Source organism: Dysgonomonas sp. Marseille-Q5470, from assembly GCF_951230145.1.
In the GTDB taxonomy this organism is placed as follows: domain Bacteria; phylum Bacteroidota; class Bacteroidia; order Bacteroidales; family Dysgonomonadaceae; genus Dysgonomonas.
This window is the reverse complement of sequence record NZ_CATNVE010000007.1, coordinates 112,859-125,037: the sequence shown is the minus strand read 5'-3', so window position 1 is coordinate 125,037 and position 12,179 is coordinate 112,859. Positions and strand designations below refer to the sequence as shown.

Here is a 12,179-nt window from a genome sequence, read left to right as displayed (position 1 = left end):
CTAATCATTTGTGCTTATTCCATATTTCTCCAGCCTTCTGTATAATGCTTGTCTGCTTACGCCTAGTGCTGTTGCCACCTTCGAGAGATTACCACCATATAGTTCCATTGCTTTTTCTATCATCTTTTTCTCCAATTCGTCTAAAGGATAGATAGAGTCGGGGAGTGTAGACGATGAATTGGGGATTGCGGTATATTGATCTTTAAAATCGCTATCGGTAAGTATGTTTTTACCTGAGACGAGAATAACTCTGTCTACCAGATTTTTCAATTCTCTTATATTTCCGGGATATGGTAATCTTTTCAAGAAGCTAATCGCTTCTGATGTAAATTCAATATTTTCTAATCCGTTTATTTCGACTTGTTTTTTTGCGAAATGTTTTACAAGTAGTAGAATGTCATCTATCCGCTCACGCAAAGCCGGAACTCTTATTGTGATAAGGTTGATCCGATAGAACAGGTCTTCTCTGAATGTGCCTTTAGAGACCATGTCGGCAAGATTGCGATTGGTTGCACTAATGACACGTACATCAACTTGCTTTTGCTTGCTGTCACCTAACGATTCAAACGTTTTATCTTGCAACACTCTTAATAATTTCACCTGACATGCCGCATCTAATTCTCCTATTTCATCGAGGAAGATGCTTCCTTTATTTGCTAGTTCGAAGCGACCAATTCTGTCATAATGAGCATCGGTAAACGCTCCTTTTTTATGACCAAACATTTCACTTTCGAAAAGAGATTGTGAAATACCCCCTAGGTTTACCTTCACAAATGGATTCTTTTTTCTGTCGCTGTTCTCGTGTATAGCTTCTGCTATAAGTTCTTTTCCTGTACCACTTTCGCCTGTAATAAGGATAGAGGCATTTGTTTTGGCTACGCGTGAAATTGTATTGAATACATTTTGTAAGAGGGGAGACTTGCCTATGATTTTATCATTCCGAAAAGCTTCGTCGCTACTGATATGTGAATTGTTTCCGGCTGCCTCTTTTTCACTTCTCTCTTTCAACTGTATCGCTGTCTGAATGGTGTTCAGTAACGCCATATTGTTCCAAGGCTTGGTGATAAAGTCAAAAGCACCGGCTTGTATTCCCCTCACTGCAAGGTTGATCGATCCCCACGCCGTAATAAGTATAACAGGTACGTCAGGGCAATAAATTTTCACTTGCTTCAGTAAAGTAAGTCCTTCTTCTCCGCTTGTCCCTTTGGTATAATTCATATCCATCAGGATCAGGTCGGGAGATGTGACTTTCACAAAAGCTATTGCCTCTTGAGGAGATGTTACATTCGCTGTTTCATATCCGGCCCTTTTTAATACTAAAGAAAGGGATGAACGTATAGCAGCATCGTCGTCACAGATCAGTATCATAAAAATCTTCGTTCTAGTGGATAAAAATAATGATTTTGAAGTTAATCAACAATCTTATCGTAATCAGCGGATATTTCTTTATTATATAAAAAATCGTAAAGGGTCAGACTTCTTATCTGATAATAATATGACCATAGCAGATACATCTGTTCGATATAATTACGTCTGGCTTCATCTTTCGAAGATTGGGAGTCGTTCAGGTTTAATACATCAATTTTACCTAATACAAACGCTTCGATAGAGGTATTGTAACGTTGCTGTGCAATTATATCTGTTTCTTTTGCCAGTTCCAATTGCTTCGACTGACTATTAAAGTTCTGTACACGAAGATATACATTTTGATTGAAATCTATCTGCTCTTTTTCTATCTTAGAATTTTCTACTTCACGATTAGCTTCAGCTATTTTTACTTTTCCTTTGCTTTTGCCCCAATCCAAGATCGGTATTTTAATACCAACATTAACGACTTGGTTGTTTCTCCAGTTGTTGCTGTTGAAGGCTTGAGCAAAACGGTCTTCCTGTCCCGACATTCCAAATGAAACAAATAATGTCGCATTCCAACGGTCTGCTTTTGCCTGGCTTACATCGCGAGACGCTTCCAGCATTCTTTTCTGGATATTCTGCGTAAAGGGGTTGTTTTCTCGTGCCAATGTTACCACCTGCGGATAAGACAAAACCGGCATTCTACTTAGAAGCCCTTCCGGTATAGCGGGCTTAATGATAATGTCTTCTCCATACCCAAGGAAGGAACGCAACTGAAACATTCTTGAACTTAAAGAGGCTTGTGCATCTGTGAGGTATGACTCCGCTTTTAGTAATGAGACTTTCAGTTGCAATAAATCATTCTCTGAAATTTGTCCTATTTTTCTTCTTGCTTCGGCTATCGTATAGAGCTTCTCTGTGTTTTTTAGATTTTGCTGTGCTATTTCCATATTTATTTGTCCCAATAGCAAATTGAAATAGTACTGGATTGCGGTATTAGATACATCTTCCATATCGGCGACCAATTGCTGTTTTGCTCCCTGATACTTTACCGGCTCTATTTTTTGTAACCATTTCACACGGTTGAATCCAAAAATAGGTTGTTGGAGTGTTATCGATCCCGGAATTGCCATGTATCTTGTAGAACCGTTGCCTCCGTATTGCTCTAATCTTTGAAAACTGCTTTCTACGGAAAGTGTAGCCCCTGTTAATGGGATATTTTGGGATATGGATATTCCTGCGTCTATTTTACTATAGTCGTTGCTAACAAATGTGTATGTTCCGTCCGAATTCTGAAATGCATTGTATGATTTAGAATAGTAGGGCAGGGTTGTATTTAACGTTACTTCGGGTAACAGTTCGGCTTTATATGTTCTATATCCCCAATAACTTGATTTAAATTGGTTGCGGGCTACAACAGCATCTACCGAGATAGAGACACTTCGTTGAATAGCCTCAGGCAGATTTACTGTAATCGTATCTTGTGCTCGCAAACCTGTAAATAAAGCCAGCAATAGAATAGAAGAAAAAATCTTTTTCATACTCTTTGTTTTGTTTCTGTTTTATTCGTCTCGTAGAGCTTCTGTCGGTTGTATCCTTGATGCCCTCCACGATGGATAAAGTACTGCCGATATTGATATTGTAATCAGGATCAAGGCAGTAAATAAATAATTGATAAAATATTGGCTTATCCGTATAGGCTCTTCTCCTCTATCTATGGACGGTACTCCAATATCTCTTAGTATATCCGCCAAAGCGATGTTTATGCATATCGGTGTGGCTATAAGACTGGCTAATAACAATAAGAAGAGAGTTTCGAGAATAAATAAAGCTTTTATATTCATTCGGGTTGATCCTACAGCTACTCTTAAGCCAATTTCGTTACGTCGGGTCTGTATCCTAAACCAGAATGTGCCTACTACAGCGAGAAAGATATTTATGAAAAGGAACGATGATATAGAAAAAATACTTTTGAAGTTATTATCGTATTTGTTCCATTTCATAAAGTCTTTTCTAAGATCACTGATAGATGTCACAGACGATAAAAAATAAGGATCCATCGCAATTTGTTCTTGCATATCTTTTGTAAATCGTTCAATGAAATTTTTATCGGCTTCGGCTTTTACCCGTACACAAATTTCTATTCCGTCAAAATAGACTGTTTCCCTGTCGTTTGTGGATAATAATGTGTAAACTATCGGATTGTGTTCGTCAAACTCACTTCTCTTGGAAGATGCTGCAACTCCTATTACTTGTTTGTTTTCGTTATCTCCAGTTACGAGTGATTTTATTTGTTTGGCATCGTGCTTCAAAAATTGATTATCTTTATTCCCACTGATAACTATATTATCCGTTTTATTCCAGTTCTCTACTTGTCCTTGTTGCACGTTGATTTTAAAAACATTGAAATAGTCAGGACTAACCGATTTGAACTGAATGTAATCAACCATCGTATCCAAAGAGGCTTTATTGCTCATAAATGAACCCGAATAAGGAACAGCAGCCGAAGAGAGACTTATATATTCTATATCAGGATATTTCTTTATACGATCTACGATAGTCCATACGATGTTGACTAATGAATCTTTTTGAGCATCCGTTCCATTATTTATAAGTACATGGCCTTCTTCTTTTATACCCATATTGATGTTGTAAACGTGTTCTACATTATAGCCTGTCGGCTCTAAGTAACGTTTTGTGAAAAAATAGATGTAATCTACACAAAACCAAAGGATACAAAAGACCAATACGAGCTCGAACAATATCCAAATGTTGATTTTTCGCTCACTCCATATTATTTTAAAAATTTGCTTTATCATATTGTTACATGTTTTTTTTGTTCAAAGAATCAACTATGGCTGCTTTTGACGCTCTGTATGCCGGTATCCCTGCCGAAAGAAGGTTGAGCACAAAGCAAGCTAAGAATACACCGACTAATACAGGGTATGATATTAAAGCATGAATTGGTATAGCACTCTCTGCCCCTACATCGAGTAGCCAGCTTTTGAGCCACATTACAATGAAGTATGACAATATCAATCCTATAATGCCTCCTATGAAAGTTGTAATTAGATTTTCGAACAAAATCTGAATCAGTATTATATATTTTTTTGCACCGAAAGCTTTTCTTACTCCTATTTCTTCGATTCGTCTTTTTATTTGAGACATGCTAAAGCTGGATAAGTTAACTGCCGGAATGAGAAGTAAAACGGTAAAAATGAATATCATTTTTCTATTGGCTGTTTTTTCATCGGGTTTCATATCCCTGGTTTCTTCCATCGAGAGCTGTCTCTGATTGTAAGGACCATGAAACGTTATATTGTTTTCGGGGTCGCCACTATCAAATTTTCGTTGAGCTTTCTGTATTTCCTCCGTTAATGCCGTTGCGTCTTTTTTATCCTTCAATAGGTATAAAATATGATAGCTCCTGTTGTTATACCCATTCTTCGAAGTATATGGTATATACGCTTCTCCATATCCGTATGTAAAGGTCTGGGGCACGTCTTTTATAATACCTATTACTTTGTATAGGTTAAAGTCTATTTCTATATTTTTGCCCAAAGCTCCATTGTTCCCAAAAACTTTTTTTGCAAGATTTTGCGATATCACAGCATTACGTATGCCTGATTTGAAGTCTTCTTCCGTAAATGATTTTCCATCCAGAAAAGTAAAGGATAGTACTTTCCAGTAACTAGCGTCTACCATTTTGATCTCCGATAAGAAACGCTCGTTCGCATTCTCCTTTTTTACCATAAACTGATTGCCATTCCATGCCTTATCAACAGCTGTGGTATATTCGGGTGTTTTAAATTCCGAGAGGTAATTTTTATACAATTCGTAGCTGATCGTACTTTGCCATATCCTATTTTTAGTTTGATCTTTACTCTTTTTGGTATAGCGTTTCACATAGAAGGTCTTGCTTCTGTTTACTTCAGGTGCTATATCTACATGCTTAATGGAGTCGGTCACTATGATGACCATAACCATCATTATAGCCAATGCTGTACCTGTAATAGTGATTATACTGATAAACTTGTTTTGTTTCAGCATTCCCAAAGCCTGTTTGAAATATATTTTATACATATATTATTCTGTTTTATTCAAGATTTTTATTCGTTTCGCAATACTTCTGTCGGATTTATTTTTGTAGCCCTGTATGCCGGATACCATACACCAACAAGAATAATTAGAGCCATAATAGCATAGGTGAGCGATATGCCGATTATAAAGCGTAAAAAAGTGAATGCTACCCAATCGAGATGTACAAGTTCAAATAGTCCGAAATTGAGTGCTATAATTATAGTAGGTATCATGACTGCAGATAGTAATAACAGACCTTCTGTGATAACCAGCAGTTGGAGTTTAATTTTTGATGAGCCTAAGGCGATACGTAGTCCGAGTTCACTTTTTCGTTGTTGTGTTCGTAAACCGAATACACCCGATACACCTAAAAAAATATTGATAAGAAGAAATCCTAAAAGAAAAGTTCTGACGAAGATCGTACTCTCTTCAGGCCCTACTGCGGCCTTTCTGATATAGGAGCTTGGGCGTACATCCATCAGATAAATATTACCAACCATAATCTTAGGTGCCATATCTTTTATAAATTTGTCGATGAAATCATCTTTTATGTCCGGTTTCACACGTATACACAGCTCCATTTGAGATAGGTTGTCAGAGTTTACATTCTTTATGATTTCCTCCTCAGACAGAAGTGTATAGAATGAGGGGTTAGCTTTAAAGTATTCAGTCCATCTTACAGGTACATACTCCCCTGTAATCTGTTTTTCTTCGCCATTCTCTCCTACAATGATATTCTTGCCGATAGCTTCCTCTCCCTTTAATAACTCAATTGCAGCATTTGCAGATATTATGACAGAATGCCTATTCAACACTTGTTTTAAATCTTTTTGAGTGATAGATTGTGTTTTAAAAACATCAAAAAAAGAAGGGGTAACTTTATATTCCTGAGCTGACACACCCATTTTATTATAAGACAGTTTTTTATAATATGCCTGACTATAAGGTGTAGCCGCATAAGGTTGTGACGCTATAGACAGCGATACTGATTCTATCGGTGGATACTGACGTATCAGCTCCATTATGCTTAATAAATCTTCTCCGCTAGTCGTTCTTTTTTCTTCGGGAGAGATATAATTTTCACTGTCTTCAAGGCGTTCATTTAAATCGATGCGATAAGTGTTTTCTATATTATAACCGAAGGGTATATTTCTAACTGATCTCAGCACCTCCATATAGTCAACTATATACCAAAGACATATCGAAACAAAGAGTAATTCGGCTACTATCCAATAATTACTTTTGCGCTGATTAATTATTATCTTGAAAATTTGTTTCAACATAGCTTTAGTCTTCTCTTAAAGATTTAACAATCGATGCAGATGACACTCTCCATGCGGGTATTCCTGCACTTAAAAGGTTTATGATTACACAGAAGATAAACGTCAGAAGAAACGTACCCGGAGTTATAAAAACAGAAGGGTTAAAATGAGGCTCAATATCCAAACCAAAGTAATTATTATAATTAAAACCATAGTCGCTTATAAAATGGACTGTAATGAATGATAGCAATAAACCTAAACCACCGCCAATAAGAGAATATACCATTTGTTCGCTCAATACTTGCCAGATGAGGGTTTTTCTAGTAGCACCGTATGCTTTTCGAACTCCCAATTCAACGATTCTTCTTCTCATCCGAAACAGTGTAAGACCAGATAAATTAATGGCGGGTACAATTAGAAGGATCAATATAAATCCGATATCCGATAAATATGACCTTTGCATATCCGGATATCTCGGTCCAAACCGATGATCCTCTACATATCGAGTGTCGGGTTGGCCGTAAAATTCTACATTATAGTTGGCTAATGTTGTATTATAGCGGCTCACCTGTTGATTTGTTTCTGCACGTATGGCATCAAAATCTTTCGAAGAATGCGCTATAATCTGACATTTGTACATACCTGTTATTCCTTCCATATCTGCACTTTGTGTTTTGTGTATAGATGTGAGGGGAATCCATGCATGAGCATAAGTGGCTACCGTTATCGGTGAGAGGTCTTCTACTATGCCAGATACTGTGTATGTAATAAAGTTTAGCTGCATTTGTTTTCCTACCACATTTTTTATGCTTCCGAAAATTGTGCGTGCCAATTTTTCACTGATAACGATTTTCCTTATACCCGAATCGAAATCTTCTTTATTATATCCCTTTCCATCAATGAATTTAAAATCAAATGCTTTCCAGAAAACATCATCTGTATACAATACATAACATCTCTTCTGGTTGCTTCCTCCCGGTAAAGTAGCCAGATGAGAATGAATAAATGATGATATGGTAACAGCTTCGGGTGTTTTTAATGACTGAAAGCACTCCTTAATTGTTTTTAAAGACATAAAACCGTTAACGACAAAGTTTCCTGTGTTTTTTTCTTTCACTCCAACCCATTTTACATATAAAGATCGCGAGCGGTTGGTCTCCGGTTCAATATCCATTGTTTTAGCTCGTATGGCAACAAGTAACGATATAATTATGCCGATAGAAAGAGCAACACCCATGATGGATATAAAAGCCGAATAAGGATTATCCTTAATTGTTCTTATGGCTTGTTTGAAGTAGCTTATTTTCATTTTTTCCCTTCTAGCTTAGCTGATTTGTTAAATTCTATTCTACACGTCTTCCGTCGAAGAAACGAACAATACGTTTAGTCGTTTTTGCTATCAGCTCATCGTGCGTCACCATTACTATTGTTGTACCTTCGTTATTCAACTCAAACAATAGATCCATAATTTCCGTACCCATCTTGCTGTCAAGGTTTCCGGTAGGCTCATCGGCCAAAATGATTTGAGGATTACCGATAATTGCACGGGCTATGGCTACACGCTGGCACTGTCCTCCAGATAATTGAGACGGGAAGTGTTTCATACGGTGCGAAAGACCTACTTTCTCCAAAACATGCTTTGCTAATTCGCGGCGGCTGGTGTCTCCAGACTTGCGATAAAGAAGTGGCAGTTCCACATTGTCGAGTACGTTTAGTGAATTTATAAGATGAAAACTTTGAAAAACAAACCCAAGTGTTTTGTTGCGGAACTCCGCCATTTCTTTGTCTTTCATCTTGTTTGTTTCTGTACCATTGATGAGTACTTTGCCATTGGTTGCAACATCGAGTAGACCCATGATATTTAGCATAGTGCTTTTACCACAACCTGATGGTCCCATAACGGACAGAAAATCCCCTTTTTCGACTTCCAGATTTACATTTTCCAATGCTACTGTTTCTACTTCTTTCGTCCTATAAATTTTTGTAATCCCTTGTAAATTGATTATTGACATAGTGCTGATATTTTATGTATGATTATTTTTTTATTTACTTTTATACTCTTCCTTCGATTAGGAAGAGTATAAAAGATCTCCCTAAAATTATATTACCTATTATAGAATTAATTTATTTTTAATTTTTGCTTGTTTTTATACTGATTCATATCTGATATAATTACTTGTTCGCCTTTCTCGAGACCGCTTATCACTTCTACATATTCGAAGCTGCTTTCGCCTAGTTTTATTTTTTTCTTTTCTGCTTCTCCGTTTTTCACTACCCACAGTTCATATTCTCCGGCTCCTATATAATACGTCGAATTCGGAATTCGTAATACATCATCCTGTATCCCATGAGTAACATATACATCTGTTTTTAGACCACTTCTGAGACGTGAATTCCCCGAGTCTTTTAGCATAACGGTGAAATTAATTACGCCGTTCTTTACAGAAGGGGTTATATTTACCACCGTTCCTTCCAACTGCAATTGTCCAATTTTTATTATGGCTTTAGCACCCGAACTGAGTTTCTCGGCATAGCTGTCTGCTATTTCGGCCAATACCTTAAAGTTATTTAGGTCTGAGACAATAGCTATTTGCGTTCCGGCAGAAACTTGCGAACCTATTTGGTTATTTACATAGGTAAGCGTTGCTCTCTGAGGCGATAATATACGAGCATCTTTTAATAGACGGGCACTTTCTGCCAGCGATTTTTCGAATATACTCAGGTCGAGTTGTTGGACTTTGACCTCGGCTGATGCATTTTTCTTTTCATTCACTATTTGTTCTTTTAGCTGCTGGAGCTCAAGCTTTGCTACTTCATAGTTCAATGCTGCTTGGCGTACTTTGTCGGAGGTACTTGCCCCGATGCTATCCAGATATCTTTCGTTTTTAAGCTCGGTTTGTAGCTGCTTGAGCTTCATATCCTTTACCTGTAGTTGCATTTGAAGATCCGAAATTGTATTGTCGAGACTCACTTGAGACTGGATAAGTTTGCTTTTCTTCATTTCCTTTTCGTCCAGCTTTTGTTTGTAATCTGTTTCTATCGATGCCAATTCGAGCTTTAAGATCGGTTCATCTTTGTTTACCGAATCTCCCGCTTCTTTATATACCTCCAGTATCCGGCTATTGATAGGCGATACAATAATTTCTTCGGTCAAAGGAATCACTTTGCCCGATGCATTTACCGTTACTTCGATCGTTCCTCTGTCAACAGTTCCTATAATTACATTTTTCGAAGAAATCGAACCTTGCAGAAAATTCACTACGATAATAACTACTATTGCCAACCCTACTATAATAGCACCATATCGTATGATCTGTTTACGTCTTTCTTTGCGTTGCTCTCTTAATGGTATCTCTCTGTCCATTTCTAATGTTTTATTATTCTACCTATTTATATCAAGTCGTATGCCGAAAATGTAAATTGTATATAATCAGTTGTTTATAATTTTTGTAAATGTCCGATATCGGACGACTTGTTCGGAAGTAGTCATTCTTAAATGTTTGTCTATAAAGAATCAGCTGGTGAATCTGTAATTGAATTCTCGATCGAAGATTATTTACAGAGAGAAAAAGTGTATATTTGAGGAGGTAAAATTTTATACTCTTTGTAAAATATAGACCCAAATGATAATTCGTGCATTAAAATATATTCGTTATGCGGGCGAACCTCGCGAATGGAGTATCGTAGGCAGTAATGATGATTATGCTTACTTTGATAATCTAAATCTTTTGGTGGGCAAAAATGCATCCGGAAAAAGCCGGACATTAAATCTGATAAGACAAATTGCAAATTTATTTTCGGGACAGATTAGTTTGAAACAAACTGTTAGTCCTAGCGAAAACTTTGAAATCATTTTTACTGAAGGTGAAAACACATATAAGTATATACTTGCCTTCAAAAACAGGACTATCATCACAGAGGTTCTGATGTTTGATGACAAAGTCTTATTGGATAGGGAAAAGAAGATATTCATCGATCTTGAAAATAATAGAGTTGAAGCGGATGTGTCAGATAATCAACTGGCTATTGCTTTGCAAAACAACGAAGGTAAATCGTATTACGAAAGTTTTGTAGAGTGGGGGAGGTCTCTTCGAAACTATATGTTTGCAAACCAGTTGGAGAAAAAGAAATTGGTGAAAGACTACGTCGGGGAGGAAAACAATAAAGATATTGATGACCCGGAAACTTTGATTCACGCTTTCTACAAGGGGAGAGAGCTGTTCGGTGAAGCCTTCATATCAGAGATTCTGTCGAGCATGCAGGATTTGGGTTATGATATTTCTAAAATCGATATAGAAGAGGTTGACGGACTTTACGGACTATGCGTTGAAGAAGATTGTAAATATACTGTTTCTCAACGTGAAATGTCTCAAGGTATGTATCGGGCTCTGTCTTTATTGATACTGCTGCATTATGCAAAGCTCAAGAATATTTCATTTTGTATGTTGATTGATGATATTGGAGAAGGTCTTGATTTTGAAAGCTCTAAAAAAATAACAGACATTGTTATTAAGAAGGTGAACAAATCCAATATGCAATTCTTTATGACCACAAACGATCGCTATATTATGAACCAAATACCACTTCGCTATTGGTCTGTAATAGGTAGGGATCATAGCAAATCGATATTCTACGATTATACAAATTCGAAAGATACTTTTGAAGACTTTAAATATACGGGACTTAATAACTTCGATTTTTTGGCCACAGACTTTTACCAGAAAGGTTTTGGCATTATGGATGAGGATAATAACGTTTGATGAGACGCATTGCTTTTTTCGTTGAAGGACAGACTGAGCAGATTTTTATAAATCGCTTGATAAAGGAAGTCTTTGGCTATAAACAGATTAATATTATTCAGAAACAATTTCGTGGAGGTTCTAATATACCCAAACAAGAGATTGTTCGGAACTCGTCATTTTCTAGAAATCCGAAGTACGAAGTGCTTATTTTTGATTGTGGCTCAGACAACAGGGTAAAATCGGAGATACTAGATAACATTTCTAATCTTCGACAAAGAGGGTATGAAATGATCATCGGTGTCCGCGATCTTTATCCTATACCGATAGATGATTTGGAGAAGCTGGAAAAAGGTTTGCGCTTCTTGCCGAATAAACTGAGAGCAGATGCTCCATATTTTGATATTGTAATTGCAATACACGAAATAGAAGCCTGGTTTATGGCAGAAACGAATCACTTCAAGAGAATAGACAAACGGCTGACAGGACGATTTATAAAAGATAGGCTTGGGTTTGATCCTTATGTCATAAACTCAGAATCGAGAGTCCATCCGGCTAAGGATCTGGATAATATCTACAGGCTTGTAGGGAAGTCGTATACAAAGAAATATAATGCTACGGTGAGAGTTGTAAATAAACTAGACTTTAACCGCCTCAGGCATCAGGTACGTTACGATATCGGCTCTTTGAACAGGCTTTTAAGTGTGATCGATAACTTCAAAGGAAGTAAGAAGTAGGTAGTTTTTTT

10 protein-coding genes are annotated in these 12,179 nt (G+C 37.0%); 2 read left to right on the top strand and 8 right to left on the bottom strand.

From position 1 onward, the window contains the following. The 8 genes from QOX35_RS12420 to QOX35_RS12385 form a co-directional block, all read right to left on the bottom strand. On the bottom strand, positions 1-1,368 hold the full coding sequence (locus QOX35_RS12420) for a sigma-54-dependent transcriptional regulator (protein ID WP_283687180.1): 1,368 nt from the start codon (positions 1,366-1,368) through the stop codon (positions 1-3). Between the two features lie 41 nt (positions 1,369-1,409). Next, a complete protein-coding gene (locus QOX35_RS12415) occupies positions 1,410-2,891 on the bottom strand; it encodes a TolC family protein (RefSeq protein ID WP_283687179.1) in 1,482 nt (493 codons plus the stop codon). 21 nt (positions 2,892-2,912) lie between these two features. Continuing rightward, entirely contained in the window at positions 2,913-4,169 is a 1,257-nt protein-coding gene (locus QOX35_RS12410; RefSeq protein ID WP_283687178.1) for an ABC transporter permease, read from the bottom strand. Between the two features lie 4 nt (positions 4,170-4,173). After that, positions 4,174-5,433, bottom strand: a complete 1,260-nt coding sequence (locus QOX35_RS12405; protein ID WP_283687177.1) for an ABC transporter permease — start codon at positions 5,431-5,433, stop codon at positions 4,174-4,176. 26 nt (positions 5,434-5,459) lie between these two features. Further along, positions 5,460-6,713 carry an ABC transporter permease gene (locus tag QOX35_RS12400; protein ID WP_283687176.1) on the bottom strand — a complete coding sequence of 418 codons (1,254 nt, stop codon included), beginning with the start codon at positions 6,711-6,713 and terminating at the stop codon, positions 5,460-5,462. A gap of 4 nt (positions 6,714-6,717) precedes the next feature. After that, entirely contained in the window at positions 6,718-8,001 is a 1,284-nt protein-coding gene (locus tag QOX35_RS12395) for an ABC transporter permease (RefSeq protein ID WP_283687175.1), read from the bottom strand. Between the two features lie 34 nt (positions 8,002-8,035). After that, entirely contained in the window at positions 8,036-8,704 is a 669-nt protein-coding gene (locus QOX35_RS12390; protein WP_006842871.1) for an ABC transporter ATP-binding protein, read from the bottom strand. Positions 8,705-8,811: 107 nt separating this feature from the next. Then, positions 8,812-10,056: an efflux RND transporter periplasmic adaptor subunit gene (locus QOX35_RS12385; protein WP_283687174.1), complete on the bottom strand. Its 1,245-nt coding sequence runs from the start codon at positions 10,054-10,056 to the stop codon at positions 8,812-8,814. A 259-nt stretch (positions 10,057-10,315) separates the two neighbouring features. Here QOX35_RS12385 and QOX35_RS12380 point away from each other — a divergent pair, with 259 nt between their 5' ends. Both QOX35_RS12380 and QOX35_RS12375 read left to right on the top strand, forming a co-directional pair. After that, positions 10,316-11,452: an AAA family ATPase gene (locus QOX35_RS12380; protein WP_283687173.1), complete on the top strand. Its 1,137-nt coding sequence runs from the start codon at positions 10,316-10,318 to the stop codon at positions 11,450-11,452. After that, the gene (locus QOX35_RS12375) at positions 11,452-12,168 is read left to right on the top strand and encodes a DUF4276 family protein (RefSeq protein ID WP_283687172.1); all 717 of its coding nucleotides are present in this window, start codon (positions 11,452-11,454) and stop codon (positions 12,166-12,168) included. Before QOX35_RS12380 ends, QOX35_RS12375 begins: the two co-directional genes overlap by 1 nt. The last annotated feature ends 11 nt before the right edge of the window (positions 12,169-12,179 follow it).